General features: G+C 42.1%; 21 protein-coding genes. 3 read left to right on the plus strand and 18 right to left on the minus strand.

Features of this window, described 5'->3' with window-relative positions; all coding sequences use genetic code 11:
- The first annotated feature begins 59 nt into the window (after positions 1-59).
- Positions 60-1058 carry an Arc family DNA-binding protein gene (locus ACRAD_RS13040; protein WP_010699889.1) on the plus strand — a complete coding sequence of 333 codons (999 nt, stop codon included), beginning with the start codon at positions 60-62 and terminating at the stop codon, positions 1056-1058.
- A 19-nt stretch (positions 1059-1077) separates the two neighbouring features.
- Here the strand turns inward: ACRAD_RS13040 and ACRAD_RS13045 are convergent, their stop codons facing one another.
- Positions 1078-1305, minus strand: a complete 228-nt coding sequence (locus ACRAD_RS13045) for a helix-turn-helix domain-containing protein (RefSeq protein ID WP_004994336.1) — start codon at positions 1303-1305, stop codon at positions 1078-1080.
- 159 nt (positions 1306-1464) lie between these two features.
- On the opposite strand from ACRAD_RS13045, the gene ACRAD_RS13050 reads away from it, so the two are divergent.
- Both ACRAD_RS13050 and ACRAD_RS13055 read left to right on the plus strand, forming a co-directional pair.
- The gene (locus ACRAD_RS13050; protein ID WP_005024237.1) at positions 1465-1731 is read left to right on the plus strand and encodes a hypothetical protein; all 267 of its coding nucleotides are present in this window, start codon (positions 1465-1467) and stop codon (positions 1729-1731) included.
- 102 nt (positions 1732-1833) lie between these two features.
- Entirely contained in the window at positions 1834-2454 is a 621-nt protein-coding gene (locus ACRAD_RS13055) for an HAD family hydrolase (RefSeq protein WP_005024235.1), read from the plus strand.
- 32 nt (positions 2455-2486) lie between these two features.
- Here ACRAD_RS13055 and ACRAD_RS13060 read toward each other — a convergent pair whose 3' ends face one another.
- The 17 genes from ACRAD_RS13060 to ACRAD_RS13145 all read right to left on the minus strand — a co-directional run bounded on the left by ACRAD_RS13060 (position 2487) and on the right by ACRAD_RS13145 (position 22693).
- On the minus strand, positions 2487-3272 hold the full coding sequence (locus tag ACRAD_RS13060) for a hypothetical protein (protein WP_005024233.1): 786 nt from the start codon (positions 3270-3272) through the stop codon (positions 2487-2489).
- Between the two features lie 98 nt (positions 3273-3370).
- The gene (locus ACRAD_RS13065; protein ID WP_005018086.1) at positions 3371-3730 is read right to left on the minus strand and encodes an antitoxin Xre/MbcA/ParS toxin-binding domain-containing protein; all 360 of its coding nucleotides are present in this window, start codon (positions 3728-3730) and stop codon (positions 3371-3373) included.
- 315 nt (positions 3731-4045) lie between these two features.
- A complete protein-coding gene (locus ACRAD_RS13075) occupies positions 4046-4558 on the minus strand; it encodes a hypothetical protein (RefSeq protein WP_005024231.1) in 513 nt (170 codons plus the stop codon).
- A gap of 306 nt (positions 4559-4864) precedes the next feature.
- The gene (locus ACRAD_RS13080; RefSeq protein WP_005024229.1) at positions 4865-5425 is read right to left on the minus strand and encodes a TPM domain-containing protein; all 561 of its coding nucleotides are present in this window, start codon (positions 5423-5425) and stop codon (positions 4865-4867) included.
- Complete coding sequence (locus ACRAD_RS13085) at positions 5419-6483, minus strand: TPM domain-containing protein (protein ID WP_005024227.1); 1065 nt, start codon at positions 6481-6483, stop codon at positions 5419-5421. The genes ACRAD_RS13080 and ACRAD_RS13085 overlap by 7 nt, the downstream gene beginning before the upstream one ends.
- Positions 6484-6504: 21 nt before the next feature.
- Positions 6505-7095 (minus strand): LemA family protein, encoded by a 591-nt coding sequence (locus ACRAD_RS13090; RefSeq protein WP_005018078.1) that lies wholly within the window; start codon positions 7093-7095, stop codon positions 6505-6507.
- A gap of 220 nt (positions 7096-7315) precedes the next feature.
- A complete protein-coding gene (locus ACRAD_RS13095) occupies positions 7316-8179 on the minus strand; it encodes a metal-dependent hydrolase (RefSeq protein WP_005024226.1) in 864 nt (287 codons plus the stop codon).
- A 372-nt stretch (positions 8180-8551) separates the two neighbouring features.
- Entirely contained in the window at positions 8552-9973 is a 1422-nt protein-coding gene (locus ACRAD_RS13100) for an FAD-dependent oxidoreductase (RefSeq protein WP_005024224.1), read from the minus strand.
- A gap of 72 nt (positions 9974-10045) precedes the next feature.
- Positions 10046-14515: a glutamate synthase large subunit gene (gltB, locus tag ACRAD_RS13105; RefSeq protein ID WP_005407101.1), complete on the minus strand. Its 4470-nt coding sequence runs from the start codon at positions 14513-14515 to the stop codon at positions 10046-10048.
- Positions 14516-14983: 468 nt separating this feature from the next.
- On the minus strand, positions 14984-15847 hold the full coding sequence (locus ACRAD_RS13110) for a hypothetical protein (RefSeq protein WP_005024218.1): 864 nt from the start codon (positions 15845-15847) through the stop codon (positions 14984-14986).
- 7 nt (positions 15848-15854) lie between these two features.
- Positions 15855-16940, minus strand: a complete 1086-nt coding sequence (gene aroB, locus ACRAD_RS13115; RefSeq protein ID WP_005024217.1) for a 3-dehydroquinate synthase — start codon at positions 16938-16940, stop codon at positions 15855-15857.
- 18 nt (positions 16941-16958) lie between these two features.
- Complete coding sequence (gene aroK, locus ACRAD_RS13120) at positions 16959-17510, minus strand: shikimate kinase AroK (protein ID WP_005024215.1); 552 nt, start codon at positions 17508-17510, stop codon at positions 16959-16961.
- 36 nt (positions 17511-17546) lie between these two features.
- Positions 17547-19727 (minus strand): type IV pilus secretin PilQ, encoded by a 2181-nt coding sequence (locus tag ACRAD_RS13125; RefSeq protein WP_005024212.1) that lies wholly within the window; start codon positions 19725-19727, stop codon positions 17547-17549.
- Positions 19728-19744: 17 nt separating this feature from the next.
- Positions 19745-20272, minus strand: coding sequence for a pilus assembly protein PilP (locus ACRAD_RS13130; RefSeq protein WP_005024210.1), 528 nt, complete (start codon positions 20270-20272; stop codon positions 19745-19747).
- On the minus strand, positions 20269-20979 hold the full coding sequence (locus tag ACRAD_RS13135) for a type IV pilus inner membrane component PilO (protein ID WP_005024207.1): 711 nt from the start codon (positions 20977-20979) through the stop codon (positions 20269-20271). The genes ACRAD_RS13130 and ACRAD_RS13135 overlap by 4 nt, the downstream gene beginning before the upstream one ends.
- The gene (locus ACRAD_RS13140) at positions 20976-21635 is read right to left on the minus strand and encodes a PilN domain-containing protein (RefSeq protein ID WP_005018044.1); all 660 of its coding nucleotides are present in this window, start codon (positions 21633-21635) and stop codon (positions 20976-20978) included. The genes ACRAD_RS13135 and ACRAD_RS13140 overlap by 4 nt, the downstream gene beginning before the upstream one ends.
- Complete coding sequence (locus ACRAD_RS13145) at positions 21635-22693, minus strand: pilus assembly protein PilM (protein ID WP_005024205.1); 1059 nt, start codon at positions 22691-22693, stop codon at positions 21635-21637. The genes ACRAD_RS13140 and ACRAD_RS13145 overlap by 1 nt, the downstream gene beginning before the upstream one ends.
- Position 22694 lies beyond the last annotated feature (1 nt).

Raw genomic sequence — 22694 nt, forward strand, 5'->3', positions numbered from 1 at the left:
ATCAACTCTTTTTTTATAGCATAATGCTAGTATTGAAATTTCTACTATTAGTGGAATATATGGGTAAAAAAGATATTCAATTTAATCTTCGAATTCCTGAAGAGTTAAAAAATAAAGTGGATGCTGCTGCAAAAGCTAATCAACGCTCCATCAATGCTGAAGCAACTTCTCGGCTTTATGATTCGTTTGTCATGAATGATAATATTCAAGTCGAAGCGGCAAAAATCGTTGAAAAATTTTTACGATCACGCTCACCTACAGAACGAAAAAAAGTGGTGGCTGAGCGTTTAAATTTCGTACTAAACGAATTAAAAAAAATACATCATTTTAGAGAGTTCACAATTGCTGAGTTAGCCTTTGAGATCGGTGAAGATACAGCTGATGAAGCTGAGGCATGGTTTAGGGCGGAGCTAGAACCGACTTTCGGTCAATTGGGAAAAGTAGCAGAACATACTTCTGCTAATCCAAATTGGTTATTTTTCGGCAAACAAACCCCGTATAATATTCAACATATACGTTTAAATGAATATTTAGATCAAGATATAAAGCTGCTCTTAGGTTCAGACCCAAGTAATGAATATTTATCTGCATCAAAAGTGAAAGAAATAAAATTTATTCGCGAATTATCAGAAACAGGGCAGTTAATTATTCTTAAAATTTATGAAAATTACGCAGTTGAGACTTTTTACCCCCCGTATCATATCAGTGACGTAAATGGTGTTGGTGGATATAACTCATTGTTATATTTTTGTTTATTGACCAAAGTACTGTTGCGATATTATAAATCTAAGGTGAATGTATATAGTCATCTGCTTTCAGAAGAGCAGTTTAAACTTATTTTGACTGGAACAGTTCATCCCTTAACAATTGCAGAAAAACTACATCATATTCCTTGGGTAGATGATTTAGCAGATAAGCTGCCTGATCGCACTTTAGATTATTGGGATGGTTTTGATGAATTAAGGGCAAGAGTATTGCGTGATTTCAAAGAAAAAGAATACATTCAGACAATTTGGAATGATCCTGAGTTATATCTAAAACATCCTATTGAGCTTTAAAAAAAGGGATGACATTTTACTAAGTGTCATCCCTTTCTTCATCCCCATTAGTATATTCAAATAGATCTTGCATATTACAATCAAAATATTTACACAAGGTGTCAGCAACCGAAAGTTCAATTCGTATTGCCCGGTCATAGTAAAGACTCGTTAGCGTATTGCGATTAATACTGGTCGCCTGAGCTACCTCACTTAACTTTAAAATTTTTCGTTCACCCATTAAAGCTGACAATCTACATCTAATCATAGCAACCTTCAAATCAAAATAATAACCTGCAGCAAGTTAATTTAACTTGATAAATAATTTTTAGAATGATAATTTAACCTATAGCAGGGCATTTTGTTTCATAGTGAAACAAGTTAACCTTTCTAAATATCATTATATAATTTCTATGCGAGTTCAGCTATGAATAACTATTTTTCTCCAAAATTCTTTGTTTCAGAAGAAGTCCGCTCAACTGCTGTTGCTCTAATCAAAGAGTTTAATATTGACCGTACATTTGATTTAGCTTTATTCCTGAATGTTAATCCTAACTTAAATGACCAAGATGCAACTTTGGCCTGGGTTAATTATTTTGAAAAAAATCAACATGATCTTAGTGACTTCAATCATGTTAGACGTCACTTTATGAAGAACTTTCCTAAAATTATGTTTGCAAACTTTAGTGAATAAAATAAACAAAGGGAGATATCAAATATCTCCCTTAATTTTTAACTGACCCTCTTATTGTAATTTCGATTAAAAGTGAAACTTAATTTAATTAGTTGTAAAAATATGGATTCATCGATAAAAGCAAGTCATATTGAGCCATCGGTCATTGCTTTTGACGTGTTTGGTACACTTGTAAAAATAGGGGAAAGACGTTCCCCATATAGAAAATTAATGAAATGGCTAAAAGAAAATGGGCGACAACCAAAACCTGATGATGCCAAATTTATTATGTCCCACAATTTAAATTTGGCAGAGCTTGCAAAGCGATTAGCAGTAAATATTCCAGACCAATTTCTGCAAGAACTTGAGCATGATTTAGATGAAGAGTTACGCTCTATTACACTGTATGAAGATACCTTATCAACTTTGGAAGAATTAAAGAAATTGGGGATTAAATTGGCATTATGCTCAAATTTAGCTATGCCATATGGAAAAATTGTTTCTTCATTATTACCGCCCCTTGATACTTATGCTTGGAGTTATGAAGTTGCTGCAATTAAACCTGAGCCGAAAATCTATCAATCACTCGTTGACCAACTAGATTGCCAAGCTTCAGAAGTTTTATTTATTGGGGATACAGCACTTGCAGATTTTACAGGGCCAACAACATTTGGCATGTCTGCCAGATTGATCAATCGTAACAATGGTCAAAAATTGGCAGAAGTTTTAAACGACATACTTTAACAACTCGTGGACGTCCCCCTAATAGTGAATACTCACAGCTCCTCATCTTTCCATTTTTTAAATTCTGCAATTCGTTCATCAAGCTCCAGAACCCATGCTGGTTTTATATGTGGCACATCTGGACGCTCAACGCCTTGATGGTCAAAAAACTTATACACCATTGCCGCCAACTTGATAAACGCCTGTTCAAACGTATTTGCCCAAACATCTAAACGATAATCATGATAATGCTCTTGGTATAATTTACCACCATCTTCTACTTTATTGAGATGTGAGCCAGTTTCTAAATAAATCACTAATTGCCCATTATCTTCATCATTATATGCACCGTGATAAACATTTTGGCAGTGCCCCCATGTATTCCAGTGCCATGATGGTACATCACCAATAACCGTCCAAAAAGCTGGGTGTGTATCAATAAAATGATAGGCTGTTAAAAAGTCTGTTGGATTTGCGAGATATGCTTGCTCATTTTCAAAGGCAGTCTGTAAAGCAGATTGTAAATGCTCAAATTTATTTTTATCGGTGTAGGAAAACAAACTACTAGAAAGATGCTCAGAGGTTTTAAAAAATAAACCACCACTCTCTTTATCTTTACCAAAATATTGATAGACCTCTGGTAGAATCTGTAAATCTGTAGGTTTGACATGATGGATCTGGTGTTGTACGTCTTTTAAGCTTTCGTGAATTGCTTCCATACGATCAGGGTAAGTGACGACAAGTTTCGTATCACGCAGTGATAAAATTGCTGGTTCAGTTATTTGGGGTAACTGTTCTAATAACCAGTCTGGTAATTGTTTTAATTCAGTCGGTTGCATTTTTAGTTATCCTTTTTTTAATAATTCCAACTTGTTACATGCGTTACACAACATAATTTGTGAAAGTTGATTGTAAGTTAGTCCATAGGAGTATATTGTCACTCAAGGGCTTCAACAAAATTAAGAACAGAAATCAAGCCACTCATCGTTTCTATTTGATGAATTGGGATACCGCTAGTGACTCTATTTTCGGACGTTAAAAAAATCTTCATCGCAGCCTGATCACCACCTGTCAAAGCATGTAAAGCCTGGTATAGACGAATCAGCAACAGTGCTAATTTCCCCTGTTTAGAATTTGGATCTAATTCAGGTTGGTTTTGCAATTGAGTGATTGCCTCAACATCCATATCTAGCACTATTGCGAGCTGAGACTGACTAAGGGAAAGCAGTTTAGCAGCCCTAAGTACTGACTTTCCCAATACAGCTGCTGGTACTACCTGCTGTTCCAATAACGTCATAGCATCACCTCAAGCTCTAATTTTACTGATCAAGCCTTAAATCTAACAATATCATACAAATTACAAGATAAAATGATCACCTATTCCTGTTCGTAGCATACCAGTTATTCTTACTTGTTAGACGACCAGAAATAGTCACATAAGCTAATTTTGCCGACACCTGATGATTCATACTTACACCACGCCCTGCTGCTTCCAAGGCAAGTTTTTGATGAACAATGATGGAACACGAACAATAAATCGACCCCTATATTAACCAAGGGGGGCAGTTTTTAAATGCCGTTAGGGGGCATTTTTACACTGCCGCTAACACAGCTATCTTCCTAATTTTTTAAAATAGGTTTCACATTTTGAAGCGGGGCCAAAATTATATTTTAAAGCGGTATTGGCTCTAGCTGTTGCATATTCAATACCTTGAATTTCACGCTGCTGAGCAAAAACTTGAATCGCAGGATGTAACTGTTCTGAGCAACTGGGATCGTTGCTAAAGTATTTTAAAGTCTTGGTATTGGAAAAATATATTGCAGCAAACAATCGCCCATCTTTAAACACAATCGCGGATGAAGCATCTAAACTGCTTCCAAACCGACCTTCATAATACAGCGCCTCATCTGTTTTCAGTAAATATGGCGCTGAGTAATTGTCAAAATTAGATTGAAATTTTAGATAATCATGCTTTAACAATGTTTGAAGTTCTGTTTGGATTTTTGGATTCAAAACAATTTGAGGAATTGATGAAATATCTGAATATTGAATGAAGTCTAGTTCTTGAGCATGAGTAAAAACGGAGATTGAAAAAAGTAGAAAAAGATAATAGTGATTCTTCATATCAAATTTATTATTTTTATGTCCATATTAACTTACTTATGGATTGTTCATTTTATATGGACACTTATGGAGTATCGATTAAGGTAAAACCTTTTTGTGTATTCATAACATTCTCCACCACATGTGATTTTTATATAGCTGTACAGCTAATTTATATATAGCACTAACTGTGCCAAGGCATATTATAATTATTTTTGCTACAAGAACAGACACTTATATAAATAAATTTTTTTACTTTAATCTATTTCTAATTTAATTGTCATAAATTGACAAAAAATGTCACTATCAGTCTAAAAATACGTCTTATTAATTTAATATAATAGGACGGTTTTCTATTTCATTATCATCATCAATGACCTGGTTCACATAAAAACTGTTTAAAACCTGTCCAATACTTAATATACCTTCTACCACTGCCTCACGGTACTGCTGCTGTTTTAAACCAGTAGTAATCTGCTGACAGATTTCATTCCAGGTATGCTGCTCAGTAGCCTGCTTTATACCACGATCAATTACGATCTCAACAGTACGCTCACACAGGTTTAGATATAAAAGAACGCCACTATTATATTCGGTATCCCAGACGCCTAACTCTGCAAAAAGCTGCCGGGCGCGCAAACAGGTATCTTGACTATAAGCCTGCTGACAGGGAATGTGACCTTCAATCACTACCTGAATTTCACCAACATGTCCCTGTTCAGCCTGTTGTACTGCTTGGGCAATCGCATTCTGGTCTTCACGACTGAAATACCGCTTGCTGGCTGGCATATAAAAGAAGTGTTTAAACCAGCGTTTTAAACTATGAGAAGTTTTCTCCTCTAATTTTGGCTGTGTGACAATCTCTGTCGTATCTGTTTTAGTTACCATGAGCCTGATGCTCCTCCCCCGCCAAAGCCACCGCCTCCACCACTAAAGCCACCTCCACCAAATCCGCCTCTGCCACCACCGCCTCCACCACGTGAAGCAATAAAAAGATGTAGTATGGTCTGGGCAATTGAAGTAATTAGTAAAAAGAAAATCCCAAAACCGAGTAATAAACTGGTAATTATACCTGCACCATTTACCAGACCTGCAGCCACTGCAGCTACACCAGCAGTGGAAGCACTTAAACGATTACCGACAATAAATGAACCGAAAATACCGGCAATTAAAATAAACAGCCCCATGTTAAAGGTGCGCTCTTTAGCTTGCTGCTCATGCAGTGCCTGTTCTTGTTGTAATTTCAGCTGCTCGGCCGCCCGCTGTGCAATTTCGGGATCAAGATTTAAAATACGCTCAATCTCATTTAAACCGGCATTAATTCCCTGTACATACTGCCCCTGTTTAAAAAAGGGTGTAATCTGATTACGGATAATCCGACTCAGCACAATATCAGGTAATACTCCCTCAAGGCCATATCCTGAAAGAATTTGAATGCGATGGTCATTTACTGCGATAGCCATTAACAGTCCATTATCCTGTTCGGCTGAACCCAGTTTCCACTGGTTTGCAGCACGCATAGCAAAGTCGAAAATATCTTCTTGTCCTGTAGTGGATACAATAATTATTCCAACCTGTGCCTTACCCTGCTGATACAGATTTAAAATTTTCTGGTCAATTGCCTGCTTTTCAGCAGCAGTAAGAAGGCCCGCCTGATCTACTACTGGTTGATTTAAAGTCGGTAACCCACGAATAGACTCACCTTCCGCCATATCATTATTAACTTCAGGTGGTTTAGTTCGTACAGTCGTAGACACGGGGTCTGTCGCGGTATGGCTGGCCTGTTGCTGGTTTTGTAAAACCTTACCTAACACCACAGCTTCAGTTGTGTCATTTTCTACAGGTTCACTCCAAACTGCTTGACCGCCTAGCAGGACTATACTGAGCAAACACAGCCTTATAATACAAAAAGGGATGGTCGCTTGAGCTGCAAATTTATTCTGCATTATCATCCCCCTTTTTTAAGTTTATTCAAAAGATACTGTTGGAGCTTTTTGTGCACCAGCTTCAGCAGTAAAGTTTGGTTTAGGTTCCATACCAATGACTTTTGCTGTCATAACCTGCGGGAACTGACGGGCATAAGAGTTAAAGTCCTGCACGCTGCTAATGTAGCGGTTACGTGCTACAGCAATACGGTTCTCGGTACCTTCAAGCTGGACCTGTAAATCACGAAACTGTTCATTTGCTTTCAGATCAGGGTAATTTTCTGAAACTGCAATCAGGCGTGATAACGCACCGGTCAACTGGCTTTGCGCCTGCTGATAGCGTTGAAATAATTCAGGATCTTCCAGTACTTCACGATCTACTTTTAGCCCGGCCACATTGGCACGCGCTTGAGTTACTTCAGTGAGTACCTGTTCTTCGTGTTTGGCATAGCCTTTAACAACATTGACCAGATTCGGTACAAGATCAGCGCGGCGCTGGTACTGGTTTTGTACTTCAGACCAAGCCGCAGTTACTGCCTCATCTTTCACCTGTAAAGTGTTATAACCACAGCCTGAAAGGCTTAATGTACTGGCCAGAATGAGAGCGATTAGGCTTTTACTCAGCATTTTCATGCAGCTATCCTCTAATATTTATTTGTATTTGTTTATTTAAAGCCATTGTAAATATAATTTAAGCTATTTGTGTTGGTTTATTTTAAAGATGAGCAAGGAAACTCAAGGAAGGAACAGGCTAGGAAAGCCTAAAAAAGCTTTAATTTATTAAAATTATTAGTAAAAATTTATAAGAGACGATAGATGAAACCGTGCTACTCTTTCAATATTAAACTGAGAGTTAATACTGAAAGTCGGTCATCTGATAATCTTGTGCCAGATGCTTTTTCCAGTATTCGAGTTCAATAGAATAATCATTCTGTTCAGGATGAAAGTCTTTTTTATAATATGACAAATATTCTGGAAACAGCTGAACCAGCATTTTAACTAGCAGATAAGCACCAAATAGATTACCCTTAATTTGAGGTAGGCTCTTCCATTTATCCTGCATAAATAAACGTCCGGTTGAGTAGACTGCAAGACTAAAAAACCCACCAGTTACCCGTTTCATCATGCGACGACGCAAGCGCTGGTCAGCATACAACTGCTGATAAACATCAAATGCAACAGAACGGTGTTCAATCTCTTCAATGGCATGCCATACCCAAAGCTTCATGGCATCCTCATCCAGTGTACTTAATACCTCAGGATGTTTGAGGATATATCCACCAAGTAAAGCTGTGAAGTGCTCAAAAGCACTGGTAATCGCGAGCTGTACCTTGGGCGGTAAATTGCGCACATGTTTATTCTGGCGTTCCAGCCATGCCTGAAAATTATCCAGCTGATAGTCATCTTTACGCCAAGCCTGATTAAATTCAGTATGGGCCTTAGAGTGCATAGCCTCCTGTCCAATAAAAGCAGCAATCTGTGTTTGTAAAACCGGATCTGTAATCTGATCCCGTACATTCCGGACACTATGTACAAAAAACTGTTCACCTACCGGAAAGGTAGAAGACAACGCTGTGAGAAAATGTGACATTAAAGGTGAGCGAGCAAAATAATAACGCGAAATTTTTTCTGGATTGAAGTCTAACTTACGTACAGTAATTCCTGTTGCCTTTGGCCGATTCCGGTACAGTGGATTTGCTGTCATTAAATCATTCATCACAATGGCTGCCTAACGAAGATACCATTAGTATGAGTTTAGAAAACTATAACGCACATGGCTAAACTGCTTGCTTTAGTTAGCCAAAACTATCAAATTGATAAATTAAATAGATGGCATACAAGACCTTTTATGCATTGAAAAGAATATTTATAATAAAAATATGTAGTACCTATGACTCATAACATAGCGGGTTTGAAAAATTATTAAGACAGTTACCTTAAGACCAAATATTTATTTTAATTATTTAAATACAAATACTTATAATATGATTTATTATAAATATTTCTTCCAGTTTTCCGATTGATCAAAAAACCGGATATATAAAAATCACCCCAAGACTGGCCCGAGGTGATGCATTAAAATAATAACTTAAACGTCCAGGTAGTCCAGAATACCCTCAGCAGCTTGGCGGCCTTCCCAGATTGCAGTGACTACCAGATCAGAGCCACGAACCATATCACCACCTGCAAAGATTTTCGGGTTCGATGTCTGGAATTTGTATGTTTGAAGTTCTGGAGCAACTACACGACCTGAACCATCCAGTCCAATATTGACATCCTTAAACCAGTCAGCAGGGCTAGCACGGAAACCAAAAGCAAGCAACACGGCATCTGCGGGTAATATCTCTTCCGAACCCGGTATTGGCTCTGGGCTACGACGACCGCGACTATCAGGTTCACCCAGTTGAGTCGTCACCACTTTAACACCTGTCACCTTACCATTTTCACCTACAATCTCGACAGGCTGGCGGTTAAACAGGAAGTTCACCCCTTCTTCACGGGCATTTTGTACTTCACGACGTGAACCTGGCATGTTGGCTTCATCACGGCGATAAGCACAGGTTACTTCTGCTGCGCCCTGCCGGATTGATGTACGGTTACAGTCCATGGCAGTATCACCACCACCTAGGACAATCACCTTTTTTCCTTCCATACTAATGTATTCAGATGGATCTTTTTCCCAGCCCTGACAACGGTTAACATTGGCAATCAGGAAATCAAGAGCATCATATACACCTTCATATTCCTCACCTGCAAAGCCACCTTTCATGTAGGTATAAGTCCCCATTCCCATGAACACTGCATCAAAGTCATTCAGTAGCTGATCAATCGTGATATCTGTACCAATTTCAGTGTTCAGACGGAATTCAATCCCCATACCGGTGAAGATTTCAGGGCGGCGTTTCATGACATCTTTTTCCATCTTAAATTCAGGAATACCAAATGTCAGCAGGCCACCGATTTCCGGGCGTTTATCAAAAACTACCGGTTTTACCCCATTACGGACCAGAATATCTGCACAGCCAAGACCCGCCGGTCCAGCACCGATAATAGCAACTTTTTTGCTGGTCCACTGGACATTAGACATATCTGGACGCCAGCCCAGTGCAAAGGCGGTATCATTAATATATTTTTCAGCATTACCAATAGTTACAGCACCAAATCCGTCATTTAGGGTACATGCACCTTCACATAAACGGTCTTGCGGACAAACACGTCCACAGACTTCTGGCAGGGTATTGGTCTGATGGCACAGTTCCGCCGCCTGGAATACGCGACCTTCAGCGATCAGTTTTAACCAGTTTGGAATATAGTTATGTACCGGACACTTCCATTCACAGTATGGATTACCACAGCCTAAACAGCGATGAGTCTGGTTAGATGCAACATCCTGACTAAACGGTTTATAAATCTCCACAAACTCTGCTTTGCGGACAGCAATATCTTTTTTTTCTGGATCCTGACGTGCTACATCCAGAAATTGAAAGTCATTATTGAGGCGTTCTGCCATGTCTCTCTCCGTAGGTGGGCACAGCTCCGTGTTCAGGAGTCTGTACCTGCCTGTTTATTTGCAGTCGTGGAATTATTGAGGATCAGCCTGAGTCGTTTTTAACAACGTCAACAGATTCGCCGCTTTTGGTTTCACCAGCCAGAATTTACGGCTGTAGTAATCAAACTCATTGCGGATCTTGTAGGCCCAGGCACTACCTGTCTCGGCAATGTGCTCATCAATAATTCGCAGCAGAAACTCTTTATGATCTTCCATCGCTTCAGTCGAAATACGGTTTAGATCAATTAACTCATGGTTATAGTGGTCAACAAAATCATTGTCGAGGTCAAGCACATAAGCAAAACCACCGGTCATGCCCGCGCCAAAGTTATGTCCAACTTTACCCAGGACAGTGACCACGCCACCAGTCATATATTCACAGCAGTGATCACCTGCGCCTTCAATTACTGCAAAGGCACCAGAGTTACGTACCGCAAAACGCTCGCCAGCTGTACCAGCCGCGAACAGTTTACCACCAGTTGCACCATATAGGCAGGTGTTACCAATAATTGCGGTATTCTGAGTCTGGAACGGAGAACCTTTTGGCGGGAAGATCGAAATCCGGCCACCCGCCATGCCTTTACCAACGTAGTCATTGGCATCACCTTCAAGGCGAATATGCAGACCACCCGCATTCCACACCCCTAGTGACTGACCTGCTGTACCATTCAGGTTCATGACTACTGGATGGGCTTCCATACTGAGGTTTCCATAGCGACGGGCAATCTCACCAGAGATACGTGCTCCAATCGAACGGTCACAGTTCACTACTTTATAGTTAAAGGTCCCTATAGTTCCTGCTTCAATTGCTGGTAGCATCTCTTCAACCATACGTTCAGCCAGCAGACCTTTATCAAATGGCTCATTGCCCTGCACCTCACAGTACTGCGCCTTGCCTTCTGCTGCCGGATGTGAAGTCAGTAATGCACTTAAATCCAGATGGGCATGTTTGTCAGTTTCACCAGGCAATACTTCAAGCAGGTCTACACGGCCAATCAGATCTTTGAGTGAAGCGACCCCAAGCGCAGCCAGCCATTCACGAGTTTCTTCCGCAATAAAATGGAAGAAATTAATTAGCATTTCTGGCTCACCAATGTAGTGCTCATGACGCAGATGGTCCTGCTGAGTTGCAACACCGGTTGCACAGTTATTCAAGTGGCAGATCCGCAGATATTTACAGCCTAATGCAATCATTGGTGTAGAACCAAAACCGAAACTTTCCGCACCCAGAATTGCAGCTTTAATAACATCCAGACCGGTCTTCAGGCCGCCATCAGTCTGTACCCGCACCTTGCCACGCAAATCATTTACACGCAGGGCCTGATGCGCTTCTGCCAGTCCCAGCTCCCATGGAGAGCCAGCATGATGAATTGATGATAATGGTGAGGCTGCTGTACCACCATCATAACCAGAGATGGTAATAAAGTCCGCATATGCTTTGGCTACACCCGCTGCAATAGTTCCCACCCCTGGCTCAGACACCAGTTTGACTGAAACCATAGCCTGTGGGTTAACCTGTTTCAAATCAAAAATCAGCTGAGACAAATCTTCAATTGAATAAATATCATGATGCGGTGGAGGAGAAATCAGGGTAACGCCTGGTACCGAGTAACGTAAGCGTGCAATCAGACTATTGACCTTACCACCTGGTAGCTGTCCGCCTTCACCCGGTTTCGCCCCTTGAGCTACCTTAATCTGCAAAACTTCTGCCGAGGTCAGATAAGCAGGTGTTACACCAAAACGTCCAGAAGCAATCTGCTTGATTTTTGAGTTACGAATGGTACCGTAACGTGCCGGATCTTCACCACCTTCACCAGAATTTGAACGACCACCAATGGTATTCATTGCTACAGCAATTGCCTCATGCGCTTCTGGAGATAACGCACCCAATGACATCCCCGCAGAATCAAAACGTGGAAGAATCGACTCTACAGACTCAACCTGATCCAGTGCGATCGGATTATCTGTTTTCAGCTTAAATAGATCACGAATAGTGGCAATTGGACGCTGATTAACCAGCTGTGCATATTCTTTAAAGTCCTGATACTGGCCAGAGCGCACAGCTTTATGCAACGCATTAATCACATCCGGATTAAAGGCATGATATTCCTTACCGAATACGAATTTTAGCATACCACCCTGATCAATCGGCTTACGCGCTTTCCAGGCTAAGTCAGCCAGTTTCTTCTGATCATTTTCAAGGTCAACAAAAGTAGCGCCCTGAATACGGCTTGGTACACCAACGAAGCAAGTATCTACCACTTCACTTGATAAACCCACAGCTTCAAACAGCTGACCGCCACGATAAGATGCAACGGTAGAAATGCCCATTTTTGACAGGACTTTCAGCAGGCCTTTTTCAATACCTTTACGGAAGTTTGCTTGCGCATGAATCGGATCACCCAGCAGTTCGCCTTTGGCAATCAGATCATTGATGACATCATAAGCAAGATAAGGGTAAATAGCTGTTGCACCAAAACCTAACAGTACTGCAAATTGATGTGGATCACGTGCAAAGCCGCTTTCGACCACAATATTGGCATCGGTACGCAAGCCAGCCTGAATCAGGTAATGATGGACAGCACCTGTTACCATGACCGCATTTGCCGGCAGATAGCCTTCACGAATCTTTTTGTCCGATAAGACCAGAATAGTTTTACCATCACGAATGGCCTGAGCAGACTCGGCACAGATCCGCGCGATTGCAGCCTGTAAACCTTCTTCTGCAACATAGTTCAGGTCAATCTCGGCAATCTCATAACCTGTGCGACCCAATGTACGGATCTGATGCATTTTTGAGTTAGACAATACTGGACTTGAAATGATCAGACGATCTGCATGTTCTGGTCCCTGCTCAAATACATTCTGTTCACGACCCAGACAGGTTTCCAATGACATCACGATTGATTCACGCAAAGGATCAATTGGTGGATTGGTCACCTGCGCAAACTGCTGACGGAAATAATCAGATACATGACGAACCTGGCGTGACAAGACGGCCATAGGAGTATCATCACCCATTGAGCCGACAGCTTCCTGTCCACTTTCAGCAATCGGACGCAATAGCTGGTCCCGCTCTTCAAAGCTGACCATGAACATTTTTTGTGCAGCTTTTAACTGCTCATTTTTCAGGCCTTTTTCACACAGGTGCTCTTCAAGCTCCGGACTGCCTTGCAACCGGATAGCATGGTCACGCAACCAGGCACGATAAGGACGCATATTTTTCAAGTGCTTGTTGACATCCTGAGTGTCCAGCAACTTACCGGTCAGGGTATCGATCACGAGGATCTGTCCAGGACCAACACGACCTTTAGAAATTACATCTTCTGGCTCATAACCCCACACCCCAATTTCTGATGCCAAGGTAATATAGCCATTTTTGGTAATTACCCAACGAGCCGGACGCAGTCCGTTACGGTCTAGCATACAGATCGCATGGCGGCCATCCTGAATAACCAGACCTGCAGGACCATCCCAAGCTTCCATATGCTTAGAATTAAATTCATAAAATGCGCGCAAGTCTGCATCGAGTGTTTCCACATTTTGCCATGCTGGTGGAACCAACATACGCAAAGCACGGAACAGATCCATACCACCACCCACCAGAATTTCTAGCATATTATCTAAACTTGATGAATCTGAACCGGTACGGTTCACAATTGGCGTCATCTCAGTCAAGCCGGGTAATAGCGGATTTTCAAATTTTGGTGTGCGCGCCATTGCCCAGTTACGGTTAGCTGTAATGGTATTAATTTCACCATTATGTGCCAGATAGCGGAATGGTTGAGCCAGTGGCCAACGCGGCAGCGTATTAGTCGAGAAACGCTGATGGAACACCACGATATGTGAATGTAGGCGCTCATCGGCCAGATCCGTATAAAAATCTGCAATCGCTTCTGGCATCATCAGACCTTTATAGCTAATGACAGTAGTAGCCAGCGTGGTAACATAGAACAGTGGATCATTGACCTGCTGTTCGGCACGACGACGTGCCAAGAAAAGCTTGCGGTTAAACTCGACTTCAGTAACTCCCATCGGGCAGTTCACTAAAATCTGTTCAAAAGCAGGTAGAGAACGCAAAGCAATTTCACCCAACACTTCAGTTTTTGTTGGGACTACGCGCCAAGTTGCAACTTTTAAGCCTTCTGCTTCTATTTCTTTATTTAAAATCTGTTTAGCATGGTGAGCTAAGGCTGGATCAGTATTTAGAAATACGGTTCCAGCAGCAAATATTTCAGTCAGGTTGACGCCAAGTTTTTGTGCTTCTTCACGGAAAAACTGTTTAGGCATCGCCAGTAACAAGCCACAACCATCACCGGTTTTACCATCTGCAGCAATACCGCCACGGTGAGTCATGCAACTTAAACTATGAATTGCAGTCTCGACCAAATGATGGCTGGCTTCACCCTGCATGTGGGCGATCAGGCCAAAACCACAGTTATCTTTAAACTCATCGGGTTGATATAAACCTTGAGCGGGAGCTACAGTATTAGGCGATGGCATGTGCATAGCGTACCCTTCTTAACATGGCCCCTAATGGGCATCGAACAATTTTTCTCTCTATAATTTGCAATTTGCTCTCTTAACCAGCAGCAGATGTAAAAAGCTCAGTCACCGGCCTAAATATACGCTTACTCTGTAAGAAAGGTATATGGTTATGGCTTCTGTTTTTCTTTCTACGAACTCTTTTAAAGCATGCAAGAGAAGTATCTAGCAGTTTAACTGAGCAGTTTTGGTGTCAACCGGATAAATCAGATTCAAATAGCCTTTTAATAAAGCAAAAAAGATGCCAACTTTTAAAAATATTACTAATTACTTAAAAAACATAAATCTAAGCTACTTAAAAGCATAGTAAGTTTATTTTTAAGACCAATTTACGACCCAATATGGTGCAAAATTATTTTAAATATAAAAAATATGCTCTATTTTGCATCATTGCGAAGAGTTTTATACAGGTCCTGAATTTTAATATTAATTAAAAGGATCACTAATTTCATTTTCAACAGGTCTAGAGGCATCAGCTGAGGTACCAGCACGTGATGGCTGCGAAACAGGAATATTAGATTGTGAACGCTGTACATCAACTACATTACCCTCTTGATCTCTTCTGGTAATTGTCGTTTTTACAGTGGAAGGCGCATTATTGGTTTGCGCTGTATTAGCTGCCGGGTTTGGTCGGCTAAGTAAGCTCTCATCAATTTTAGGTAAGGCAGCCGGTTTCAAGACAATTTCACGTACTTTTGCACTTCCGCTCATCTCCTCTGAACCTAAATCATTTACAAAAGCTGCATAATCTTCAAACTTTTGTGTATGTGGCTTAAGCGAAGGTGGGAGTACAAGATTTAATTGATCCAACGCCTGCTCAGCTTCCTGAGCTGTCTTATACTTGCCATAAGCCAGCACATACTGTTCTGTCTGCTCTTCGCCACTGAGTCGGAAATAAATAAAATTATTACGTTGAGGCTGTTTCTTCAGAAAGCTTTTAATAATATCTTCTTCAGAAGAGCGAAATAGTTCATTGGTCCAGAGTTTCTTATTCTCCAGCATAAATTTAGTACCACGGAACTCAGGCTCATGAATGCCTGAAGCCACTATTCGAGTAGTCAGTTCAAGTGGCCGAACTTCTTCCAACAATGCACCAAGATGGGTCATTGATCCAACCTTCTCAGGCTGAATCTGAGTTTGGGCTTCACTCTCAGGCGTTTTTTTCACTTCAACCAATTGCTCTTTATCTGTCATCAGCCAAAAGATAAAAGCAAGTAACAGGCATAGCAATCCGCTCATCAGCCAGATATACCGCTGAATATTGTCCCGTTGCATACGAACTGCTGCCATATTTTGCCTATGCTCCTTGTTGATTTGCAAGAATTGCCTGCTTCATCAGCTTTAAGTCAAATTCTCTGGTAATTATAGCTTGTCCCAACTGTTTCAGCAGGACCAGACGCAGTTGGCCATTCAGAACTTTTTTATCATGTGCCATATATTCCAGAAACTGCTCAAGCGGAATGTGCGGACATACTATCGGTAAATTTGCACGTTGAATAATATTTTTTGTACGTTGCAAGTCGTCTGCTGAAATCCAGCCCATACGTTGAGACAAATCTGCTGCCATGACCATACCGGTGGCAACTGCCTCTCCATGCAACCACACTCCATAGCCCAGATAAGATTCAATCGCATGGCCAAAAGTATGGCCAAGATTTAATAACGCACGGTCGCCTTGCTCTTTTTCATCACGCGCCACAATACGGGCTTTATGCGCACAGGAGCGATACACTGCTTCGGCCAGAAGCTCAGGATTACGAGCAACCAGCTGATCCATATGCTGCTCTAGCCATTCCAGAAAATCAGGGTCTCCCAGTAAGGCATATTTGATTACTTCAGCAAGGCCAGCCGATAATTCACGGTCAGGTAAAGTCTTTAACTGTGACATGTCTGCCATAACTACCTGTGGCTGCTGGAAAGCACCAATCATATTTTTACCCAGCGGGTGATTAATTCCTGTTTTCCCCCCGACACTGGAATCCACTTGTGAAAGCAAGGTCGTTGGCACCTGAATAAAATAAACTCCACGCTGAAAGCTGGCAGATGCAAATCCGGCCATATCTCCAATTACACCACCTCCAAGCGCCAGAACGGTACAGTCCCGGTTAAAGCCAGCTTGCAGAAGTGCATCGAAAATCAGATTAAGATGCTGAATATTTTTATACTGTTCACCGTCGGGCAATACACACGTAGCGACTACTTTATCCAGAGATTCAACCGCACTTACATAATGGTTCAAGTAAAGTTTTTCGAGGGTAGTATTGGTTACAATCATAACCTGCTTGCCCAGAATATAAGGTTCAAGCAAAGTCTGAGGACTCAGATCACTACCAATAAAAATAGGATAACGGCGATCGCCTAATTCAACATATAAGGTTTGCATACAGTCTGGAACCCGTAATCATGGTGCGGAGTGTAACTCTTCAGAGCTAATAATCTTCAATATTTTTTGGGCTAGATCTCGTGCTGCCCCTTGATTGGTCTCGATAATATAATGTGCCACTTCCCGGTAGAGCGGGTCACGGGCAGCCAACAGGTCTCGAAGCTTCTGTTCCGGGTTTTCTACTTGTAATAATGGCCGGTTTTTATCACGATAGGTACGTTGAAGCTGAATTTCTACTGGTGTATAGAGATATACTACGATGCCGCGCTGCTTGAGGAATTCACGGTTAGGCACCTGCGTTACAGCCCCACCACCTGTAGCTAGCACCAGCTTTTGCCGAAGTGTTAGCTGGTCAATAACGGCGGTCTCCCGACTTCGGAAACCAGCTTCTCCCTCTTTTTCAAAAATCCAGGGGATATTTGCTCCTGTTTTACGCTCCAGTTCATGATCACTGTCCAGAAATTCCCGGCCCAGTAACTCTGCCAGATGTCGCCCCACAGTGGTTTTTCCAGCTCCCATCGGCCCTACCAAATAGATATTTGGCAGGGTGTCAAACTCTTTGCTTGGCAAGGAGTCACCTATTGAATTACTTGAATTAAAAATATATTAATGATTTCCAGTCGCACTGTCATTAACAATTCGTGGTGTGACAAAAATCAGTAACTCACGCTTGTTATCACTTTTAGCATCACGGCGGAATAAACGGCCTACACCCGGCAGGTCTCCGAGAACAGGTACTTTCGTTTGCGTATTCCTGGTTTCCTGTTCAAAAATACCGCCAAGGACTACAGTTTCACCATTGTTAACCAGCACATTAGTATTAATTTCATTCTTGTTAATCGCAATCTGTCCGGTTGGTGTCGGGTTCCCCGGAGTATCGCTGGTAATGTTCAGCAACATCTGGATTTTACCATCAGGGGTAATACTTGGTGTTACATTCAGACTTAAAGTAGCATCCACAAATTCAGTGGTAGAGACTGCATTGGCGCCACCGCCCTCTGAAGACTGGTAGGGAATTTGGGTACCAGAAGCAACTCGGGCCTGCTGTTTGTCAGCTGTTAGTACTTTCGGCGTAGAAATGACTTCACCATAACCATCAGCCTGCAAGGCTGACAATTCGAGATCCAGCATAAAATCAGAAAGACTAATTAAACCGAAGGCAATACGGCTTGCACCCGGAGCTGTAACGCCTAAATCCACATTCAGGTTTTGTGGACGCTCTATGGTGTATTTGCCTTCATCATCAGGATCACGCAGATTCCATAAGGTGGTTTCACTGCCGCCGACCAGCAGGCTGTTATTACGGGTAATACCCTGTGAAAGAATTCCCCACTTCACGCCCATTTCTTTGGTGAAGTCAGTACTAGCCCTGACAATACGGGCCTCAACCATCACCTGTTTTACCGCTACATCCAGAAGATCAATCATACGGCGGATCTGGTCAAGTTTCTGAGCCGTATCATTAATGATTAAGGTATTGGTACGTGGGTCTATTGAAATGGTTCCTCTTGGACTTAGCAGGCTTCCCACGCTATCACCCAGTGCTTCCGTATTGTTTGAAGCACCGTTAGCACTACCATTACCACTATTTCTGCCTTGGGTAATCAGTTTTTCGATATCGACAGCTTTTGCATAATTCAGCTGGATATATTCAGTTTGTAAAGGCATAAGTCTGGTACTTTGCGCAATCGCCTTAGCTTCTTCCTCTTCTGCTTTAATCAGCTCTGCAACCGGAGCAATCCAGATTACATCACCATTACGACGTTTATCCAGGTTTTTGGTTTTTAAAATAATGTCTAAAGCCTGGTCCCATGGTACATCTTTCAGGCGCAACGTAATATTTCCCTGAACAGAGTCGGCTGCAACCAGGTTGATACCAGTGAAATCTGCTAACAACTGTAATACCCGACGAACTTCAATATCCTGAAAGTCGAGTGAAACCTTTTTACCGCTATAATTAGGTGCAGAACGGGTTTTGACCGTACTCTTTTCTTCCGGGCGCTTTAAACTGACTGTTAAGCGGTTCTCAGTCTGGTACGCCATATATTCATAACTGCCAGTTGATTGAATAGTAATAATACCATTACCGCCTTCATTATAGGCATCAACAGTCGAGACCGGCGTGGCAAAATCATTCATATTCAAGCGGCGGATTAGATGGGAAGGGATTTTATTTCCCAGCATCCTGACTATGACTTTACTTCCCTGCTGCTGTACATCAGCAGGAGTATTCGGGTTCAGAAAATCAATTAAAACCTGTCCCTCGCCCTGACTTCCACGCTGGAAACCAATGTTCGAGATACCCTGAGCAGGCTGCTGTGCTACAGCAACTGGCTGAGGCAATACTGTAGGCGCGCCTGTTACCGGATTAATCTTTAAAATAAAAGTATTGCCTTCTACACGGGTAGTAAAGGCACCTGCATCTTTTAAACTTACAATAATTCGGGAACGTTGTTCATCAGAGGCCACATGAATTGCGCTTGCTTCATTGGTAGCAACTGGAATACTAGGCTGTTTAAGATTTTGCTTGGCCTGATCAAAGTCTAAGATCAGTCGCGAAGGCTGTTCAAGCTGATAAGCCTGGGGCTGGGGTGGCAATCCATTAAACATGACTCGAATTTCTGTCCCTTGTCCCGGAATCTGCATAGGTACAATATTGGTAATATTGACCGCTGCACTTGCTACCTGCATCATTGCTACAGCAACTGCTCCCATCGCAAATTGACGATATAAATGAATCATGCTGTTGCCATCCCCCATCAAAAATTCTTGAAAACTCTTTTTCATTTTTATTCCTTTCATCCTTAAGGCTGTGGCCCAATCAGTACTAGACTGCGGGGACGTTCCACATAGCCTTCGCGCCCATCCGGGATGATCTCAACCAGATCAATCTGGGTAGGTGTAATCTGAACAATACGCCCATGATGCATACCCATATAGTTCCCGCGCTGCACTTGTTCAATCTGGCCATCGGGCGTCTGGATTAGTGCAATAATCTGCCCTCTTGAATTACGCATACTGCCTTTCATATTTAAAGATTCAAGGGCATAGCTCTCAAGAGGTTGGGGTTGGCGTGAAAAATTCGGATAAACCCGCTTCCCGGCCATAACTTTTAACTCAGCTGCAAGCGAGCTAGGTAAAAATGGACTTCTGAACTGATGTGCTGCATAAGCAAATGTAGGTACAGGACTGAACACAGGTGCCGGTTCAATCGGTAGAGGTGGTTGGTTACGAATGACTGTCATCTCTTCATTTACTGCATCTATACGTGAATCACAGCCTACCAGAATCATGCCGCAGCACAGGCCTAAAATGATCTTATTCCAAGTCATTGTGGCTGCCCTCCTGCTGGGGTATCCGTAGTATTTGGCTGCTCATTATTACCGACATATCGGTATGTTTTAGCTTTCACCGCATAATTTACTTCTGGAATATCTGAGTTCTGCGCCTGTGTACTGGCAATTTCAAAGTCATGCAGGGTTACAATTCGTGGAAGCGCCGCAATAGTGCTCACAAAAGAACCAAAGGCATGATAATCACCTGTTGCCTGAATATCAATTGGCTGTTCAATAAAGAACTCCTGCCGAATTTCACTTTCTAGACGAATATTTTTAAATTTCAGGCCAGAACTTACTCCTGCAACGTTAATATCTTCAACCAGTCCAGGAATCTCGGTTTCTTTAGGCAACTGTTCCAGTTGCTCATTAAAATTCGCTTCCATTTCCTGTAGTTGTGCTTGGTATTGCTGTAAGTTACGCAGTTTAGAGTCCTTTTCACGAAACTCGTTTAACAGATTCTGTTCTTGTGCCTGCGCATTAGAAATAGCTTCAAGTTTGGGGCGAATTGCTAAAAAATAGCCAATTGCACAAACCAGCAGAAACAGAAATATCCAGCAGGTCAGTTTGACTGAAAAAGGCCAGCTGCCGTAATTATGTGTATCCAGCGTATTAAACTGTTGCAGGAAGGCTTCTAGCGTCATTTTTCTTTTAGCAGGTTTAGCATCTTCCTGGTTTAAATCATCGAATTCTTCACGACTCATTGTGCTGCTCCCGCTGCAGGACCCGTTGCTGCTGTATTGGTTGGTGCATTGGGATCAGCCGATGGCGGACTATCAGCAGCAATCTCACCTGCATCTACAGTTACAACAAAACTGCCATAGTTTTCTTCTGGTCGAGGTATCAGCGAAGTTGGGGTCTGCTCTTTCTTTTCTTCCGCGGCAAGGAATGAGTTCATAAAGGCATTACGATACCAAGGTGAAGCTTCTAGACCACGCAAAAGCTCAGCTACAGTGTTCGGGCTTTCTGCCTTCCCTTCGAGAGTGAATTTATCACCAGTCCGTGCAAATTTGGTCAGATACATATTGGCTGGGATTACACGTGCCAGCTCATCCACCAAACGAACAGTAACCGGACGTTTACCCTGTAAGCCCTGAATCAGGTTCATGCGCTCAATAATGGCATCACGCTGTTCTTGCAGGCCATCTAGAGATTTAAGCTGTATATCCAGGTTCTGGTTAGTACTGATAATCAGTTGATTAGCTTGTTCCTGATCATCCAGCTTGCGGTCATAGTACATCCAAGTCAGTACCACTCCGGCTAAACCTAGTAATGCCACCCCAATACAAATAATAATAAATTGCTTTTTCCGTTGTTCCCTTAGCTCATCACGCCAAGGGAGCAGGTTAATTGTTGTCATTAATCAAAACTCCTCAGCGCTAAACCACAAGCCACCATGAGTGAAGATGCATCTTTTTCAACTTTTTGTACATCAACCTGCGGCGCAAAACCCATCTGTAAAAATGGATTGGCAATTGTTACCCGGTAGCCCAGCTTTTGTTGGAGTAGTTTGGCCAGTCCCGGTATATTGGCATTTCCACCCGCCAATAAAATATGATCAATCTCATTAAACTGTGAAGACGAGAAAAAAAACTGCAAAGAACGAGCAGCCTGTTGCACTAAGGCCTCTAAGAAAGGCTCGAGTATTTCAATATCATAATCATCTGGCAAATTACGCTCTTTTTTGGCCCGGCCAGCTTCTTCATAGGAAAGGCCATAACGATTCTGGATGTCCTGAGTCAGCTGCTTTCCACCAAAAACCTGCTCGCGAGTATAGATAATCTTGCCATGCTGCATGACAGACAAAGTTGTCATGGTGTGGCCGATATCTAGAATACCTACGGTATTCACCCCTATAGGCAATGTATCAGCGAACACTTTAAACGCACGTTCTAGCGCATAACTTTCTACATCAGCAATTTTCGCGGTTAGACCTGCCATTTCCAGCACTTCGACACGTGCATCTACATTTTCAGTACGGGTGGCCACCAGCAGTACATTTACTCGATCAGGATTTGCCAATATATCTGGCAACACTTCGAAATCAAGACTGACTTCGTCTAAAGGAAAAGGAATATATTGCTCTGCATCCATACGGATCTGAACTTCACGTTCATCATCGTTCATGTCTGCATCCATTTCGATGACTTTATTGATCACCGCCGAAGTAGGTACTGCAAAAGCCGCATTAGCCGCCTGAGGGTTAGCAATGTCAATTACGCGCTCTAAAGCATCGGCAACCGCTTCAGGATTCAGAATATTTTTTTCAACGACACTTCCATCGGAAAGCGGATAAAGCCCGTAACTTTCAACCCAGTATCTGCCACCTTTTACAGAGAGCTCTAATAATTTAACCGAAGTAGAACTTACATCTATTCCGACTAATCCTTTATTTGGTTTACGATATAACCTGAGCACA

It is taken from the genome of Acinetobacter radioresistens DSM 6976 = NBRC 102413 = CIP 103788, assembly GCF_006757745.1.
In the GTDB taxonomy this organism is placed as follows: domain Bacteria; phylum Pseudomonadota; class Gammaproteobacteria; order Pseudomonadales; family Moraxellaceae; genus Acinetobacter; species Acinetobacter radioresistens.